This is a genomic window from Anabaena sp. PCC 7938 (assembly GCF_049315035.1).
Classification (GTDB): Bacteria; Cyanobacteriota; Cyanobacteriia; order Cyanobacteriales; family Nostocaceae; genus Anabaena; species Anabaena cylindrica.
Genome location: NZ_CP186034.1, coordinates 5,329,008 through 5,346,524, shown reverse-complemented (window position 1 = coordinate 5,346,524; position 17,517 = coordinate 5,329,008). Strand labels below are relative to the sequence as shown.

Genomic DNA, 17,517 nt, shown 5'->3' with positions numbered 1-17,517 from the left:
ACCCTATTTATAGTAAATCCATTAAATCTTTTTCAGCTTGATCAAAAAAACCGTCTGGCCACTTATCAATTCCTCCATCGGGATAAATGCGAGGAGTAATAATTTCTGTGATGGGTTGTCCTTTTTTTAAATATCTTTCAAAGTAGTTAATTTGCACTTTTTGAGCATCAACTTTCTGATGACGTACTGCTTTACGAATACCATTGAGAACATGATCGCTATGAGTTTCTAATATTATTTGAATACCACAATTTGCTGCTAATGCAATTAGTTCTCCCATCTTAGATTGTCCTCTAGGATGAAGATGAGCTTCTGGGTTCTCTAACAAAATTAATGTATCTGAAGTAGCAGATAATAAAGCAACAAGAATTGGTAAAATATAAGTAATACCAAACCCTACATTACTTGAACGATAAGAATTATTGTCTTCATAAGAATACTGTAAATTTGCTAAATCCATTGTAGAATGGAGTTCGAGATCAACTCTTGTTCCCGGACTAATTTCTCCTAACCAAGCCTCAACTTGATTTTTTAAATTATCAGACTGTGCTGATGGATGTAATAGTTGATGATGAGGAATTATTTTAAATTCATTGATAGATAAAAAGTGAATAGTAAATTCGCCTTGACTTCCAAGTTGTTGATGTTGTTTGACTTGAAAGTCAGACATTGGAAAATAATTTCTAGGTGCTATTCTTTCTGCTTTTAAGTAATGGAAATTATCTGTAAAAAGACTTGAATTATAAATTTCTGCATCAGCATTTGACAACGAAGATACTTGCATTATATCTGCTTGACGATCATAATTGAAAACCCAAGTACCTTTAATATTATTATTTATTCCAATTTCCAAAGTCATTGAATCTTCTTTTGCTCTCTTAAATAGAGCATCTTGGGCTGTACCTATAGAAACTAAATCACCATTTAGTGCTAAACCTACCCTATCTAATAGATCATTCTGTTGAGAGGATTGACGAAGTAGTAATAGAGATTGAATTAAAGAAGATTTACCGGTGCTATTTAATCCAGCAAGTAGTGTTAATGGTTTTAAAGAAAAAGACTGATTTTCAAATGGTTTAAAATTTTTCAAATTTAAAGAACTTAGCATAATAAGACCTCTTGAACTATTTGATTAATTTGTTCAAATCGATATTTAACTTTACTAGCAGCTTGAGATATAGATTTATTGAAATCATTATCCTTTTGCATTTTTTCGATGAACTTTTCTTTTAAAATTTCTTTGTGATTAATCAATATATCAATTTCTTGCGAATTTAATTTACTGAAACTAACTGACCATGCTTCAAAAAGAGATTTATTGACAGGTGATCTCTGGGATTTACGAAAAGCGGAATCTCCAAAAATATTATAAGCTGTCTTCATTGTTATAGTAAAATTATTTACTATTTTATCTGTCAAATTAGAATCTATCTTATTTAATTGTTTCATGGCTTCATGTAAAAAATATTTGCGACCTTTGCGTACTGGATATTCTTCATAATTATTTAAAGTAAAAGCTATAAAACCAAGTATAAATTCATGGTCATCCATACGTTGTTTTTTCTTTTTACTTAAAGTTGTTACTCTTTCAAATTCTGGTAAATTAGCTAGTTTTTTTAGAATCTTTATAGCTTGTCCAGGGTTCATTGCTTGACGAAGTTCTTGAGGATTAAGAGGTAATCCTCCGGTGTTAACTCTTTCAAAAATATTATATTTTACTTCTGAAGGAGTTCCAGGTTCAATTAAATAAACTGTTAATTCTGTTTCATCTATTCGTCTTTGATAATGACGAGGTAAATCATCATACTTATTTTTTTCTAAATCTGTTAGAAATTGTAATCCAGTTAATTTAAGAGCTTTATCTAGAATAAAACTTTTGAATGTACTAATTCTTTGTAAACCATCTATAATTATCCATTTATCATCATTAGTAGCATCTATATAAAAAGCTGGAAGTGGAATCCGAATTAAAAGAGATTCAATTAAGCGACTTTTCGCTTTAAGTGTCCAAATATCAGATTGTCGCTGAAAATCAGGAGCTAGGTCAATTTCATCATATTCAATTCTTTTAAGTAACAGATCCATTGTCATGGGTTTAGTTTTAACCCTAATTTTTGTTGGATCAAATGGTTCTAAATTTTCATCCTCATCTTCTTGTTCAAAATTAAAATCATCATTTACATCATCTTCTTGATCTAGTAATTCCATCTGTTGATTATTGAGTTTATTTGTTACCATTATGACAAACACTCCTAAAAACTTAGACAAAATTGGATATCATGAATAATGATACCAAAGAAATTATTTAGGCGTTGGTTGAATAGAATTATCAACGATATGTTAGTAACAGTTTGATTAGACTTGCTGCTCAAGGTAAGAGCATATAAGTTGTCTAATACGTGCAAAATCAGGGTTTAGCGATAGCAAACCCTGATTAACCCCTAAATTTTTACTTCAAATCTCTAGGCTTCGTCGTAGGCTTCTAAATCTAAAAGATGGATAAAGGGTTCAACTAATTCTGGACGCTGAAACGCGATTGCTCGCAGTAGATGCCAATCATTTAAACCCTCAAAAGCATTGCTGTAATTATCCAATTCCAGACGCGTAGCCAAATCTTGTACTTCTGTTGCTGTCATAGCAGCAATATCTTTTCTGGAAATGCTTAGAGTTGTCATAATGCTTGCCCCTCCCTTTTGCAGCGTTCGCATTCAGCTTGAGGTGGATTTGCACTAAACGCTTCCACCCAATCTATCTTACTCATTAGTGGGCAACAAAATTGTTAAAATTTGGCTGATTTCTCACCCAATTTGTAAAATATTTGTAACTTTAGCTAACCAATTGTCTTGATCACAAAAGTTCGTAGTACTTCTAACATTTGTAAATTAATTTCATGCCCCATGTCAAATTCATGATATTCTACATCGACTCCTAGAGATTGGGCTACTTCTCTAGCCTTGATAGCAGCTTGTAAAGGTACAACTTGGTCTTGTCTGCCATGCATGATTAATGTGGGTGGAAAGCTGGTTTTATTCAGAGTTTCTATCCCAGGATGTAAATACCCACTCATTACCACTAAACCAGCTAAGGGTAAGGTTAATCCGACATCTAAAGTCATCGCCCCACCTTGAGAAAACCCACTCAAAATAGTCCGCGATAACGGCACACCTGTAGTACTCTCTAAAGATTGTAACCAATCTATTAATAATTGCCGACTTTCTATCAATCCTGCATACATATTTTCATCTCGCAAGTCATACCACGCTCTACCGGTGGGAGAATGAGGATATGGATAAGGGGCATTGGGAAGTAAAAATTCATAATCAGGTAGGTTGATATAAGGGACTAAATCTTCAACATCCTGAGCATTTGCACCCCAACCATGTAAGGTGACAATTAAAGCGTTTGGTGCTGAGTCTGTTTTGGGGGAAAATTTGATGAAATCTAATGCTTGAGTCATGATTTATAAGGCAATATGATTGATTGAGAAGGTCGGAGGAAACCCCTACCGTCTATTCATTTTATCGAGATGAAACTGTTAGCTGGTAAGGGAATTGTGATTGTTAATTTCCCTGCAATGGTGCATTTAAAGTTTTTTCGATGCGATCGCGTGTTTCTAGTAAATGAGCTTTAGTATATTCATCATCAGACTTCACTCGCCGGAGTTGCTGATCTAATTGTTTGAGTTTATACCAAGCTAATGTGCGACCATCTTCTGGTACGTCTACTTTCCGTAATACCATCGCTGTTAAGAAGTTCACATATTGTCGTTGTAAACCCCTTCGCAAACTAGAAATTTCTAATTTACCTTTCGGTTTTAAAACTTCTGTCCAAATCCCAGTTTGTAAGGTATCAAATAACTCAGGTAAAGCCAGTGCTTCTCCTTTTGCGCTTTTGAGTTCAATATCCTTAAGACGTGATAAGCGATCGCTTGAAAGTAAATCACTCAACACTATACTTTGCACAAATAAAACTAAATCATGTACTGGATAATCTAAACGTCCCATCTTCGGATTACTACCCCAATGGTACCAACGAGAAGGTGCTAATTTATTGAGTAGTTCTGGTGAAAATTTCAATGCATCTTCAGCAAATACATACTCTTGCAGCGTTGCTAATGCCTGCCTTTGTTGCTCTACAGGTACTGATACAAATGGTAAACGTTTTTTGCTGTCTCCAGGATGAACACGGTAAAAAGACTGCCCCCCAATGTATTTACTTGTATAGTATAATTGCTGTAAATAATTACCAAATATAGTGCTAAATTTTTCGCTTAAATCGCTGTAACTATCTCCCTCAATTGAATGACCTTTATTTAATTTTTCCCACATCAAACGAGAATTATTCAACTGCCATTTTGAATAAATTAGCACATTATTACTATTATCCCAAGGGGCCGATGTAGGGTCAATACTAGATACATCTTCATCTGGAGAATAACTCAAATCTGGGTTTTCTGATTGTTTAGCAATTTGTTCTAAAAATGGTTTTTCTGCAATGGGAGTTTTAGCTTGAGTAGGAGTATAACCATACTGAATTGCCCATTGATCATAGCTTCCCACCATATCAGGAAAATAATCTCCTTGTTGAGTCCCATAAGGAGCTATATTTGGTGGAACATAATCCATCACCGAAGCTGTTAAGCCTTTACTGCGGGTGATTTCACGATTATTCATTTCCTCTGGTGGTAAGAGAGTACTACCACGAAAATTATGACGCAAACCTAAAGTATGACCAACTTCATGGGCAATAATTAAACGTAAATATTGATGGATATAATCCTGCACCTGTTGTTTAGTAGGAGTAATATTTGGTAACAGAGACATTGCTAAAGAACCAAAAGCAAATTGATTAGCAGCTTCTATTCCGTAGCATAAATCATACTCTCCTGCTAGTTTGGATAAATTACCCCTTAATCCTTTGGTAGTTTTATCACTTTTTCCACAAAGTAGTCCATTTTCCATCAATGCTGATAAGGAAGTACGAATTTTTGTTTTGTTGGGTAAAACAATTTGACGATATTCGTTTTTTAATGCCCGCAAAAAACTCGCATCAACAATAATATCTGCATCTAAAATTTCTCCAGTTAATGGATTAACACGAGATGGTCCCATAGCAAAATATCCATCTATTGTATTAATCCAGCGAATTGTATTGTAACGAATATCCGCAGCATCCCATGTAGGATTATCGGGCATTTGTCGGACTTCAATTGCATTTTTAAATCCCGCTTTCAAAAAGGCTTGATTCCACATTAATACGCCTTCTTTAATAGCATCACGATATTCAAAAGGTACGGCGTTATCAATCCAGAAAACAATCGGCTTTTTAGGTGGAGAAATTGCGGCTGTAGGATCTTGTTTTTCTAAATTCCAGCGATTAATATAACGCACAAAAGGATCATTACGATCATCTATAGATAAATCTTGATGTGCAGTGAGAAAATATCCCACCCGATCATCTGCTAATCTGGGTATATAATAATTATTAGGTAGTTGGGAAAGGCTATAGTGAACCCGCAGAGTAAAGCCTCGATTATCAGGTAAAACTTCAAAATTCTCGCTTTCATTTTTGCCACCACTATTATTAGAGAAGTTAAAAATTGATTCAATTTCTAGATTGTGGGGAAAAGCTTTAGCATTACCAAAATAAGTTTGCTCTGAGTTAGAAGTTAATTCTAAATTTACAGATAATCCTGCCAAGTCTGTCAGCAACAAATCGCCTAAATCAATAAGGATAGTTTTGCGTTCAGAATTAATACTTTTAATGGGAATAGTGTAGAGAACAGAGTCACTAAAAGAACGAGCAAGTGATCGCGCTTGGGGATCTCCTTGACGAGTACGAAAATTAACATTACGAACTACAAAGTGTAAGTTATTGTCTACTCGTTGGAAATAAAACAAAAAATCTTGCAATGGCATACCACTATAAATACCTCCTTCGCCAATACCAGATTCCAAGGTGGCTGTAGCTAGGAAGTTTTTTTGTAGTTGCTCTGGCTTAATTTCTAAATATATTTTATTTTTCTCTTTTTGGCGATAGAGAGTAAATAGCCCTTCTAGCTTTTGACTATCTTTCACCACTTCATCAAACGATTCTAACCCATCTTCTGGAGATGGCTTGGTGGAACTGCCTGGTTTTTTGGGAGTTTTAGCAGCTTGCAGAAATGGTTGCTGTCTGGCTTGATGTGGATCTTTAACTACCCACATAAAAGGTTGTTTTTGTACTTGTTGATCCTGATTAATTACCCATACTTGTGATGCTGGTAATGTGCTTTCAGTCGCCTTTCCTGGCTTGAATCCTGTTTCTATTACCGCTTTAAGTCGATTGATTGGTAGTGACTGAGCGTTAGTACTCCCCATTCCTAAAAACAAACTTTGTAACAAAACGATATAAAAAGTTATTTTGTTCATCCTATATCCCCAATAACTATTTTTCGCAGAATCAGGCAGCAATGCTGAATAAAATCTACTTTTTGTGGATACTTTCTAGTTATTTCTGCCCGTTGTACTAGTTAATCATCAAATCAGGGAAGAGGGAATAGGAAACGGGGAAAGGGAAAACAATCTATGTAATTAATTCTGTTGGAGTTATACCTGTTGCTTTCAGGATTCTCTTAAGACGTATCCTACACCTCTAACTGTTTGAATGAGGCGTTTTTGACCATCTTCTTCGATTTTTAGGCGCAAGTAGCGAATATATACTTCAATTACATTTGACTCACCCATAAAGTCATAACCCCAAACATTTTCTAAAATTTGTTCGCGGGTTAATACCTCACGGGGATGTTCCATAAAAAACTTTAATAATTCAAATTCCTTCATGGTGAGGTCAATCGCTCTACCATTATGGATAGCGCGACGGATACCAATATCTAAAACTAGATCACCGAAGCGCAATTGTTCGTTAGTATCAACATCAGGTTTGAGATATAAACGAATCAGTTTCAAAAAATCTTCCGAGCGATAAGGTTTGAGGATGTAATCATCTGCACCGGCTTCGAGACAAGCCACACGGTCATCAACTGTATCTCTTGCCATTAAAATCAAGATCGGGGCGCGATTACCAATAGTACGAAGATTTCTGCACAAAGAAAGTCCTGATTCTCCTGTCAGCATCCGGTCTACAACAATTAAAGCAGGACTGACTTCGCGGCAGTTTTGCAATCCACTAGCTGCATCATTAGCCACAACTGCCTCATAGCCAGCTTCTTGCAAATCAAAAGCCAGTTGGTTGGCTAGACTATCATCGGGTTCAATCACCAAAACACAGGGATTGTGAGCAACTATCATATTAATTTTTGGGATATTGGATTTGGAATTGGGGATTGTATAGCGCTGGAAATGTAATTTTAAGAGTTTTTGATATGGGTAAAAGTCTGATTGAGAATTTTGCGATTCCAGGTTGGGATTTTAGATAATTAGTGATTGGGGAAAAATTATTACCTATGAACCTGTGGCAAAATATTCAGCCATACTACTTGTATCAATCTAGTATCAACGATGTTTTAACACGTTTAGATATCAATCATCGACATTTCCAAGGTGCAATTTTAATTACTCATTCCAAATACAATTCCCTAACCAGCAATTCTGGAAGGAAACAGCTTACCCCCTACAACCCTTTGATCATTAAGGCAGTTCTACAGAATTGGGTTTAGCAATATGTGGTAGACCCCAACCTAATTTTTCCCGTAAAATGCGGAAAAACTCTGGTGATTGTAAGCGAATGAATTTGGCACTGTATGGCGATCGCTCTAAATATACCCGATCTTCTGGTAGAACATAACATCCACCATTGCCATCTACCACCATCACCAACCTAGGGATGTTGACTGGATAGATATTAACTGGTTCACTATCGGGAAACACCAAAGCCCTAGAAGCTAGGGAATGGGGACAAATTGGTACTAGCTGCAACACTGGTACACCAGGAGTAATCACAGGCCCACCGGCGCTTAATGCATAAGCAGTTGAACCTGTTGGGGTAGAAACTATCACACCATCGGCGGCAATATCCACTGCGGCATGATGACCAATTTCGATTTCAAAATGGCACATTGATGTCAATGGTTCCCGATGTAGCACCATTTCATTTAAGCAAAGAGCTTCCCATAATACCGAATCTCCCCGGAGAACTTTGACAGTGAGCATGACTCGTTCTTCGATTTCATACTTACCTGCCATGACCTGTTCCATTGCTTGGGGCAACTGGTTAAGATAAGCTTCTGTCAAAAATCCCATGTGACCAGTATTCACTGTCAATAGGGGGATACCGCAGGGGGCAACTTGACGCGATGCTGCTAAAACAGTGCCGTCTCCCCCCAGAACCACTGCAAACTCCATGTCTGAGTCAAAACCAGGGGGATTTAGACCTTCTATTGGGGTGTGGCATACAGGACTATCTGGATTACAGTAGCCTAGGATACCACCAATACTCGTTGTTACACACACATCCCAACCAGCTGCGGTTAGCTGATCTTTCAGTTCGATGGCGACTCGACTCGCTATCGGTTTAATGTCGTTGTAGATAATGCCTGCTTTCGGCACACTCAAATATCCAAGTTTAGGCGACGCTTGATCTCTAGTAATAGTTACACATTTTTGGCTAATGTAGTCATTAGTCTGGAATTTTATTGACTATTGACTTTTGAAGACTGTTTAAAAGGGGTTTTTTTATCTTTTTGCTTTTTGTTTTTTGTTTTCTCGTAGTCTAACTCCTTCAGCTTTTTCATAATTCGGCTGAAGTACTCTTGCAAGTAGGTTTCTACAGTAGCTGTTTGTTGTTTGTCTAAACCAAATACTGTATAAACTTCATCCATGGGCGCATTTAATGGTCTGCCACTAGCTAAGACTTCTGTAAAGGCTAGTCTGTCAGCAACATTCCATCCCCACTGAAAGAACCGCAGCAAACCTTGTACACTGCGGAGTAAGCTAATTGGCATCCTTGTGACTCTGGCATCTTTTCCAGATAAGCGTTCGCATATGTTAATTATTTCTTCTGCACTCCAGGCACGAGTACCAACTACAGGGAATGCTTGATTTTGGGTTTCTGGTACACTTAAAGCGCGGATAGCAAATTTAGCAATATCTTGAGTATCCATATAAGCAACTGGTGACGATGCACCTGTTACCCACACTGGTTGATTTTCTAAAATGGGGATGCCATATTGACCAATTAACCCTTGCATAAAACCAGCTAACCTTAAAACAGTGTAGTTCAAGCCGGATTCAGCTAAAAATAATTCTGTACACCGCTTAATTTCCATGAGCGGTACTTTGGGATATTTTTCGGCATCGAGAATGGAAAAGAAGATAAAACGCTCTACATTGGCAGCTTTGGCAGCTTGAATTAATGCTACTTTGCCATCCCAATCTACCTGTTCAATAGTTAGTGAGTCTGTGGGACGAGATGTAGAAGCGTCAATGACTGCGGTGACACCTGCTAATGCTGCCTCTAAAGTTTGGGGATAACACAAGTCTCCTCTGACTAGTTCTGCACCCCATTCTTTCAGGAAAGCAGCTTTTTTGTTACTGCGGACTAAACAGCGTACCTTATACCCCTCATCGATAGCACGACGAGCCACTTGTCTTCCTAAGGTGCCAGTGGCACCGACGATTAATAATGTCATGAGGGTCATTATAAATTTTAATGTTTTATGAAAAGAATCTTAACAGAATTCTTTATAATAAATAAAACTTTACATATTTTTAATGAAGTTGGGCATTGGGCATTGGGCATTGGGCATTGGGTATTAATAATTCTTCCCCTGCTCCCTCTGCTCCCTGCTCCCCTGCCCCTGCTTATTCTTCTGCGCCTTGAATTTTTAGCAATAATGCGCCTAAAGCCCAACCTACGAAGATTAAGCCGAAAGACAATAAAGCTGCATTTAAGATTTCGCCGCCCATTTGCTGTGATTCTCCTTAGTGAAGTGAATGGTTTGTTAATGTTTCCTGTTTGTAAGACTGCTTAATTTAACTTGATGGTGCAAATCTCATTTTTGCTAGTCTGACCACTTGGGATAACTGGGTCTAATCCAAGCACTGCGATCGCTACTTTTGGATTAGACCTTTGAGAATAATTCTAGACCAGTTTAGCAGCTATGGTGGTGTAGCCTAACTATACTCAGGTGTATAGACCTGGGGGAAAATAAATGTTGATGGGTAATAATAATTTAAGCAAGGCTAATGTCACGGATTATTTATAGCAAACTTAAGAATAATGTGATATGGAAATTTTATGTATCAAATCAATAAACGTCCACGGTTAGCATTGACGCTGGGAGATCCAGCCGGAATCGGGACAGAGGTGATTTTGAAAGCTTTGGCAGATCGGGAAGTTAGTCAAAGCTGTGATGTGGTGGTGGTAGGTAGCCGGGATTTACTATTCCAGAATTATGAGAAATTAATTAAAAATTTGACACCTTTGGCAAATCCATCTGAGTTGTCTGTGATTGATGTGCCTACTAGTGGTGAAATTGTTACAGGTGTGGGTGATGCGGCCAGTGGTGCGGCAAGTTTTGCTTATATGGAATCTGCCATAGCTCAAACTTTGGCTGGTGAGTTTGATGGTATTGTTACCGCACCTATCGCTAAATCGGCTTGGAAGGCAGCGGGATATAATTATCCAGGACAAACGGAGCTTTTAGCCGAAAAGGCTGGTGTTGACCGTTTTGGAATGTTATTTGTCGGGCGATCGCCTTTTACTGGTTGGACACTCCGGGCTTTGCTTGCTACTACACATATCCCTTTACGTCAAGTAGCTGATACTTTAACACCGACATTATTAACTCAGAAACTTGATTTGTTGGTGGAATGTTTAGAAAGAGATTTTGGGATTAAAAATGGGAGAATAGCGATCGCAGGTTTAAATCCCCACAGCGGTGAAAAGGGACAACTGGGAACTGAAGAAATAGATTGGCTAATTCCCTGGATAGAGTCAGAAAGGTGCAAGCGTCCAAATATTCAGCTAGAAGGGCCAATACCACCAGATACAATGTGGGTAAAACCGGGTATTGCTTGGTACGGTAATTCTGAGATCAAAAATCCCGCTGATGCTTACTTGGCACTTTATCACGACCAAGGCTTAATTCCGGTGAAGTTGATGGCTTTTGATCGGGCTGTAAATACCACTATTGGTTTACCATTTGTTAGAACTTCCCCAGATCATGGAACTGCTTTTGATATTGCGGACAAAGGAATTGCTGACGCGACAAGTATGAAAGCAGCGTTACAGTTAGCAGCAGAGTTAGTAAGAAATTAAAAAGAATTTAGTTTTTCTGAATCCCATTGCAATAAAAGTACAAAAAGTCTAAAAGATCTAAAAATATACACCACAGATATCAATTCTCTGGAAATAAAGGCATAATTACTGCGATCGCTTATCATAAAGATGATAACTTTTGTGAGACACCCCAAAAATGACGGCAAAAATGCCTTGCGGGGTACTTTCCACCGCCTCTAGATGGCTGTTGTGGGTATTCCCAATTCCAATAAATCAAACCACTCCCCCCTGAGTGCTTCAGTGTAAGCAATAGAGGTCTACACCCTGAGTGTTATAAATGGTTTTCATAATTAATCATCTTCAAGTGAAGACTCATCTCTTTTGTCTAGATAAAGTCTGGATTTTGGCAATGAGAGCGATCTTGGATGCTCGTTCGCGTAGCGTCTCCTCAAGGAAAAGGGCTTTTGTCAATTCGCTTCCCTTGATAAAGTGTGGAAAAAATCTCTCCATGTATGCGATGAGGCAACACATATCCTGAATTAATTGCAAATAAAATCACAGATTGTGATCAAACAATCCCTTTAAACCCAAATTCTAAAATGACTAAAACACCTTTGTTCTTAAGAAATATTTGGTACTATGCGTTACCAAGTAAGCAGCTAAAACCTCGACAAACACTTTCAAAAACTCTCCTAAACGAGCTAATTGTTTTTAGTCGGGATAGCTTAGGCAAAGTCTTTGCCAAACTCAATGAAACAAAAAGTTATCCAATCCAAGAAGCACAAGGAAATATTTGGATTTATATGTCCAATGATGAAACTTCTTTAATACTAGAAGACATCCCTAGAATCCCTGATTTTGGCGACAAATCCCACCAAGCTTTTGAGTCTATCCGCCTTCCCTGTGATGTTGATCACGCCGTAGTAGGATTAATCGATCCTGCTCATATTGCTTTCGTTCACCAGGCATGGTGGTGGCGTTCCCCGGAAACATTAAACGAAGTAGTTAAAACCTTTGACCCATCTCTATATGGCTTTACCATGCGAAAGCATCCACTAGAACAACAAACCTTTTTCTATCGCTTGATTGGACGTAATCCACAGATCGAAATCTCATTCCGTTTACCAGGAATTCGGATTGAGGGGGTATCTACTGATAAAAATACGGTTTATAATTTAACTGCAATTACCCCTATTTCCGAAACTGAAACAGAGGAAACAACTTTGTTTTACACAACTTTACCGTGGTTCCCCATTTTCCAACCCTTGTTGCTATGGTTTACCCGTAGTTTTCTCAATCAAGATCGAAAAATTTTGCTTAAACAACAAATCGGATTGCAACATAATCCACCCTTAACTTTAGTTGGAGATGCCGATGCTCAAGCACGTTGGTATTATAGATTGAAAGCAGAATTTGCTCGATCTCAAATACAAGGGCGTTCTTTTGTTAACCCAATCCGAGAAAAGATACTTCGATGGCGTAGCTAGACAGATTTAGCTAAAGAAATGGGGATAAAAATTCAATGAAAATTTATCTTTTCATCAGACCAAATGGGTAGTAGTTTAACCTGCTTCATCATTAATTCCCCATAGGCTTTGCTAAATTACTACATCTTTTATTTTCCGCTTTTTTAAGAAACTGGACATGAATGCAAAGGTGAAATGCTCCCTAGTTTATCCTCTGATTAACAGCAGAATTTCTGTTTAATTAAAATGTGTTGTGAGCAAGAAATTTATGTAGATTTTAACTTAACAAGTTCTTTTCCATTACGACTTTTAATTACTCGTGCAGGTATACCCACAGCTACCGAAAATGGGGGAATATCTTTAGTCACAACAGCACCAGCACCAATAACACTGCCTTTACCAATGGTCACACCGTCTAACACTTTCACCCCATGTCCTAGCCAACAATCATCTTCAATCACAATTCCTTTTCGAGTAATACCTTGGTGTTTGATTGGCTTCATTGGATCTGTATAATTGTGATTATTGGCATATATTCCAGTGTGGGCTGCAATTAAACATTGTTTACCAATTTTGATATTTCCAGGGCCAGCAATACAAACGCTGGGGCCAATAAAAGTATCTTCACCGATTTCGATATAAGTTTCGTTTAATGCTCCTATCAGAACATTACGCTCTAGGATAACTCCATTTTCTAGATGAATTATATTGTTTTCATGTCCTTCTCCATCTATACGAACACCTTTAAAAATATACACCCTATCGCCAATTTCAATAGCATCAGTACTAATAAATTCAACACCATCTTGAATATAAACTGAGCTACCTATCTGAGCAAAAATAGTGCGATATAACAAATTACGCAACTTTACACCTCCAAAAATTGTTGGAATATCGCCTATAAGAGTAGTTAATAAAAGTTGCTGAAATCGCTTCCATTTGGAAAATTTGTTTAATTCATTCATGACTCTATTATTCCCGGACGAATTTTGAAATCGCAGATTACTAAAAAATAAGATGGCTAATATAGTAATTCCCATTCAAGTGAGGTACAAACAGTAATAATTAAACGCAGATAAACGCAGATGATTTTGTACTTCATTAAACTAGGAAATGCTATATAAGGTTTTTCAAATATTTGAAAAACCCAAAGCGATTTGGTCAAGCCAAAAACTATTCAATGCAGGTGTTATTTAGTTGTTAGACATAGCTATGCAAAAAATGCTGTATATGTTTACAAGCAAATTTTGTGATTACAGCAGTTTGCAACTGTTCGAGTTTTGCTGTAATATTTAATACTTGTATTAGTTAGAAATTAGAGAAAATATTTTTTGATATTCCAAACTGATTAATACTAAAGCTTAATGCTTAAACACAACATTAAACATCTGACTCTTGATGTGTAATATTTAGCAATTTGCCAAGTTAGTATCATTCAGATATTCTGTTATCAAATATCAAAATAGTGATTCCAATTCAATTACATCTTTTTATGCTCTTCCAAGATGAGAATATAATTTTCTCACTGCTATCAAGATGTAATTGTTGAATTCCTCATAAATTTTCTAAGCAAGTACAAGTACGTTAAATTAAGGGGGAGTATCTCCAACTTCAGCCATTACATTGAAGTTAACCATCGGCGCAAACAAATAAACGCTTCCCCGATTACTATAACGGCTTCCTTGCAGCCAGTTTGTTGAGTCTGCTGCTGTTGTCATTATTATGTACACAGAGAATTTACTGATTCACTAAAGTGCCTTTATCGTGACACGAGTAGTGTGCTTCCACTATCTTATAAAGAAACTTACAAAGTTTTCATCAAGAAGTAGTAAAGTTTAAATGAGAAATATAAAGATTTAAAAATAAGCATGATTTTATAATAGGTATTTTCATTAATTTAAAGATATTAATTATACTCTATGGAATGGCTATATAGCAATTCCCAAGCTCATGAAATACACCCCACCCGCGCTGTCGCGCACCCTCCCCTTACCAAAGGGAGGGTTGGGGAGGGGTAATTTTGTATCTAACTAGAGTGGGAAAGGCTATATATAACCATTAAAATTAGAGAAAATACAGATTATAAAAGGCAATCATAATTTTTCGGGACTTACGCAACTGGTACATTGGTAATAATTGGTAATTGGAAAAAACTTTCACCAATTACCAATTACTAGATCCTAACTTCTCAGACTAACACCAAATTTTTCTACTAAAGCGGTGCGGACTTTATTATGAACTGGTTCAACTTCATTTTCGGTGAGAGTGCGATCGCTTGAACGGTAGACTAGACGAAATGCTAAACTCCGCTGTCCTTCTGGAACGTGTTCACCACGATACTCATCAAACAATTCCACAGAATCGAGCAAACCTTTACCCGCTTTGGTGATCACCTTTTCAATTTCTGAAACTGTGACTTTGACAGGTGCAAAAAAGGCAATATCTCTGTCACTAGCCGGATAGGTAGAATAGGAGTTGAATTTGGGAACTAACAACTCATCATCATCCAGCGCATTCAACAGCACATCCAAATTTAATTGGAACACATAAACTGCCTCTGGTAAACCTTTTTCGCGTCGCAATTGGGGGTGAACTTGTCCAAAAGTACCCAATCTATTCCCCCGTACCCACAAAGAAGCAGTGCGTCCTGGATGTAAACGGGAATCTCGATTTTCAGGTTGAAATTCTACTAATAAGCTAAATTGCTTAAATACACTTTCTAAAATGCCTTTAGCTTCAAACCAAGTAATCGGTTGTTCACGACCACCTCGTGACCATTTACCCAAAGTTGAATCACCACCGATGATCCCCGCTAACATTTCAGCTTCTTCTAAACCTTCTTCTTCTCGCCAGAAAATTCGCCCAATTTCAAAACCATTCAGTACCCCATTTCCCTGTTCAATATTATATTGACAGGCATCAATTAACCCAGCAATTAAATCAGTTCGCAATGCCGAATATTCTGCAAACAAAGGATTTGTTAAGACTACCTGTTGGCTTTCTCCTGGTTTAACTAGAGAATAATGGATTAATTCTGTTAAACCTTCAGCCCGTAAGTAAGCGCGTAATTTGCGGATTAATTCTTGATCTAAAGGTAAATAGCCAGCTTCTGACTTTTCTGGTAAGGTGTCGCAGAATTTGTCATAACCATAAAGACGGGCAATTTCTTCAATTAAATCAATTTCTCGTTCTAAGTCGCGGTAACGATAGGGGGGGACGGTAACTGTCCATGTGCGTTCTCCACTACCAATTAATTTGCACCCTAATGCAGTTAAGATTTTTTCTACATCTTCTGCTTCTAGTACTCCCGTTTCTTCTCCCAATTCAATTGGCCCTAGGACTTCATTAACTCTATCTAAACGCAGTGTTATGGAATGTGACCAGGTAGAAGAGTCAGGACGGTGATCAGAAATTTCTTGCTGGACAATTACACCCGCTGCTAATTCGCTAATTAGTGATAAAGCTCTATTGCAAGCCGTTTCTAATTCAGCGCGATTAACTCCTCTTTCATATCTACCCGAAGCTTCACTTCTTAACCCTACACTGCGAGAAGAACGCCGAATAGCGACAGAATCAAATAAAGCCGCTTCTAAAACCAGGCTTTGTGTACCTTCATAAACTTCAGTTTCTTCACCACCCATTACTCCTGCTAAAGCTACAGCTTTGTTGTTAGCAGTAATTAATAAATTCTGAGTGGAGAGGGTGCGAGTTTGGCCATCTAAGGTTTTGAGGGTTTCACCAGCATTAGCAAAGCGGACACCAACGGTTAAATTTTCACCCCCAGCTACAGATTTTAAGCGATCGCCATCAAAAGCGTGTAGAGGTTGTCCCCGTTCCAACAATACAAAGTTGGTGATGTCCACCACATTATTAATTGGTCTTACCCCAGCAGCCAGCAAACGCTGTTTTAACCATTCCGGTGAGGGCGCAATTTTGATCTGTTCAATTACCGTGCCAATATAAGCAGGACAAGCTTGGGGTTCAGAAATTTTTAAACCTAAGTTCCCTGTATCTTTGATAATTGTGACTTCACCAGGTGCGGGAATAGATAATTTTCCACCAGTCAAAGCTGCCACTTCCCTAGCGATACCCACCATACTTAAAGCATCAGCACGGTTAGCGGTAGTAGCAACATCTAAAATTACATCCTCCAAACCCAACAAGGGACGCACATCACTACCCAAGGCTAGATTTTCTTGGGTGAAAATATGAATTCCATCTATATCTGTAGGTAAACCCAGTTCTTTTAAAGAACAGATCATCCCATTAGATGGGACACCGCGTAATTTTGCAGGTTTAATTTTTAAGTCGATATTTGGTAAATAAGTACCTGTAGTGGCAACTGGGACATAAATATCCGCACGGACATTAGCCGCACCACAAACAATATTTAAAGTCTCATCTGCCCCAATATCTACTGTACATACACTCAGTTTATCAGCGTTGGGGTGAGGTTGACGCTCAAGGACTTTCCCCACAACTACGCCATTTGCCCAAGTGCGGCGATCTTCAATATCTTCTACTTCAAACCCAGCTATTGTCAGGGTTTCCGCCAATTCTTCTGGGCTAAGTTTTATTTCTACTAGTTCCCGTAACCAATTTAGAGAAATACGCATGGAGTGTGCTTGTGTTCGGAATCGTCTTTTGCTGCTCTCATTTTAGGGTTTCTAGTCAGAAATTGAAAATTCAACATTAATCATGAGAATATACTCCTTTTGATTGCCGGAAACAAGGAACATATTTGAAAGTCTTGTTGTGTATGGGTTTGAGGATGAATATCTGTTCTCATTTAAGCCTTCCATCTCCTTTTTTTTGCCTCACATTTCCTAAA

14 protein-coding genes are annotated in these 17,517 nt (G+C 37.7%); 2 read left to right on the top strand and 12 right to left on the bottom strand.

Annotated elements, in window-relative coordinates; translation table 11 throughout:
- Positions 1-7: 7 nt before the first annotated feature.
- The 9 genes from ACOWPH_RS23965 to ACOWPH_RS23925 form a co-directional block, all read right to left on the bottom strand.
- Positions 8-1,108 carry an AAA family ATPase gene (locus ACOWPH_RS23965; protein WP_015212618.1) on the bottom strand — a complete coding sequence of 367 codons (1,101 nt, stop codon included), beginning with the start codon at positions 1,106-1,108 and terminating at the stop codon, positions 8-10.
- Positions 1,102-2,238: a DUF262 domain-containing protein gene (locus ACOWPH_RS23960; protein ID WP_015212617.1), complete on the bottom strand. Its 1,137-nt coding sequence runs from the start codon at positions 2,236-2,238 to the stop codon at positions 1,102-1,104. Before ACOWPH_RS23960 ends, ACOWPH_RS23965 begins: the two co-directional genes overlap by 7 nt.
- A gap of 224 nt (positions 2,239-2,462) precedes the next feature.
- Positions 2,463-2,675, bottom strand: a complete 213-nt coding sequence (gene isiD / locus ACOWPH_RS23955; RefSeq protein ID WP_015212616.1) for a protein IsiD — start codon at positions 2,673-2,675, stop codon at positions 2,463-2,465.
- A gap of 155 nt (positions 2,676-2,830) precedes the next feature.
- Entirely contained in the window at positions 2,831-3,457 is a 627-nt protein-coding gene (locus ACOWPH_RS23950; RefSeq protein ID WP_015212615.1) for an alpha/beta hydrolase, read from the bottom strand.
- A 103-nt stretch (positions 3,458-3,560) separates the two neighbouring features.
- Complete coding sequence (locus ACOWPH_RS23945) at positions 3,561-6,410, bottom strand: zinc-dependent metalloprotease (RefSeq protein WP_015212614.1); 2,850 nt, start codon at positions 6,408-6,410, stop codon at positions 3,561-3,563.
- Positions 6,411-6,602: 192 nt separating this feature from the next.
- Complete coding sequence (gene nblR / locus ACOWPH_RS23940; protein WP_015212613.1) at positions 6,603-7,289, bottom strand: response regulator transcription factor NblR; 687 nt, start codon at positions 7,287-7,289, stop codon at positions 6,603-6,605.
- A 339-nt stretch (positions 7,290-7,628) separates the two neighbouring features.
- Positions 7,629-8,546 (bottom strand): NAD(+) kinase, encoded by a 918-nt coding sequence (locus ACOWPH_RS23935; protein WP_015212612.1) that lies wholly within the window; start codon positions 8,544-8,546, stop codon positions 7,629-7,631.
- 83 nt (positions 8,547-8,629) lie between these two features.
- Positions 8,630-9,628, bottom strand: coding sequence for an SDR family oxidoreductase (locus tag ACOWPH_RS23930; RefSeq protein WP_096713185.1), 999 nt, complete (start codon positions 9,626-9,628; stop codon positions 8,630-8,632).
- A 172-nt stretch (positions 9,629-9,800) separates the two neighbouring features.
- Positions 9,801-9,905 (bottom strand): PetM family cytochrome b6-f complex subunit 7, encoded by a 105-nt coding sequence (locus tag ACOWPH_RS23925; RefSeq protein WP_006199111.1) that lies wholly within the window; start codon positions 9,903-9,905, stop codon positions 9,801-9,803.
- Between the two features lie 331 nt (positions 9,906-10,236).
- Here ACOWPH_RS23925 and pdxA point away from each other — a divergent pair, with 331 nt between their 5' ends.
- On the top strand, positions 10,237-11,259 hold the full coding sequence (gene pdxA / locus ACOWPH_RS23920; RefSeq protein WP_015212610.1) for a 4-hydroxythreonine-4-phosphate dehydrogenase PdxA: 1,023 nt from the start codon (positions 10,237-10,239) through the stop codon (positions 11,257-11,259).
- A gap of 560 nt (positions 11,260-11,819) precedes the next feature.
- On the top strand, positions 11,820-12,707 hold the full coding sequence (locus ACOWPH_RS23915; protein ID WP_015212609.1) for a (2Fe-2S)-binding protein: 888 nt from the start codon (positions 11,820-11,822) through the stop codon (positions 12,705-12,707).
- A 245-nt stretch (positions 12,708-12,952) separates the two neighbouring features.
- On the opposite strand, the gene ACOWPH_RS23910 is transcribed toward ACOWPH_RS23915, so the two are convergent.
- From ACOWPH_RS23910 to pheT, 3 genes are all read right to left on the bottom strand, one after another.
- Positions 12,953-13,651, bottom strand: a complete 699-nt coding sequence (locus tag ACOWPH_RS23910) for a DapH/DapD/GlmU-related protein (RefSeq protein WP_042464454.1) — start codon at positions 13,649-13,651, stop codon at positions 12,953-12,955.
- A gap of 624 nt (positions 13,652-14,275) precedes the next feature.
- Positions 14,276-14,404: a hypothetical protein gene (locus ACOWPH_RS23905; RefSeq protein ID WP_277882422.1), complete on the bottom strand. Its 129-nt coding sequence runs from the start codon at positions 14,402-14,404 to the stop codon at positions 14,276-14,278.
- Between the two features lie 462 nt (positions 14,405-14,866).
- The gene (gene pheT, locus ACOWPH_RS23900) at positions 14,867-17,302 is read right to left on the bottom strand and encodes a phenylalanine--tRNA ligase subunit beta (protein WP_015212607.1); all 2,436 of its coding nucleotides are present in this window, start codon (positions 17,300-17,302) and stop codon (positions 14,867-14,869) included.
- Positions 17,303-17,517 lie beyond the last annotated feature (215 nt).

Coding starts and splice junctions, on each gene's coding strand:
- ACOWPH_RS23950 (WP_015212615.1), bottom strand. CDS start 3,457: ATGACTCAAGCATTAGATTTCATCAAATTTTCCCCCAAAACAGACTCA.
- ACOWPH_RS23945 (WP_015212614.1), bottom strand. CDS start 6,410: ATGAACAAAATAACTTTTTATATCGTTTTGTTACAAAGTTTGTTTTTA.
- ACOWPH_RS23930 (WP_096713185.1), bottom strand. CDS start 9,628: ATGACATTATTAATCGTCGGTGCCACTGGCACCTTAGGAAGACAAGTG.
- ACOWPH_RS23960 (WP_015212617.1), bottom strand. CDS start 2,238: ATGGTAACAAATAAACTCAATAATCAACAGATGGAATTACTAGATCAA.
- ACOWPH_RS23905 (WP_277882422.1), bottom strand. CDS start 14,404: ATGACAACAGCAGCAGACTCAACAAACTGGCTGCAAGGAAGCCGTTAT.
- isiD (WP_015212616.1), bottom strand. CDS start 2,675: ATGACAACTCTAAGCATTTCCAGAAAAGATATTGCTGCTATGACAGCA.
- nblR (WP_015212613.1), bottom strand. CDS start 7,289: ATGATAGTTGCTCACAATCCCTGTGTTTTGGTGATTGAACCCGATGAT.
- ACOWPH_RS23925 (WP_006199111.1), bottom strand. CDS start 9,905: ATGGGCGGCGAAATCTTAAATGCAGCTTTATTGTCTTTCGGCTTAATC.
- pdxA (WP_015212610.1), top strand. CDS start 10,237: ATGTATCAAATCAATAAACGTCCACGGTTAGCATTGACGCTGGGAGAT.
- ACOWPH_RS23915 (WP_015212609.1), top strand. CDS start 11,820: ATGACTAAAACACCTTTGTTCTTAAGAAATATTTGGTACTATGCGTTA.
- pheT (WP_015212607.1), bottom strand. CDS start 17,302: ATGCGTATTTCTCTAAATTGGTTACGGGAACTAGTAGAAATAAAACTT.
- ACOWPH_RS23965 (WP_015212618.1), bottom strand. CDS start 1,108: ATGCTAAGTTCTTTAAATTTGAAAAATTTTAAACCATTTGAAAATCAG.
- ACOWPH_RS23910 (WP_042464454.1), bottom strand. CDS start 13,651: ATGAATGAATTAAACAAATTTTCCAAATGGAAGCGATTTCAGCAACTT.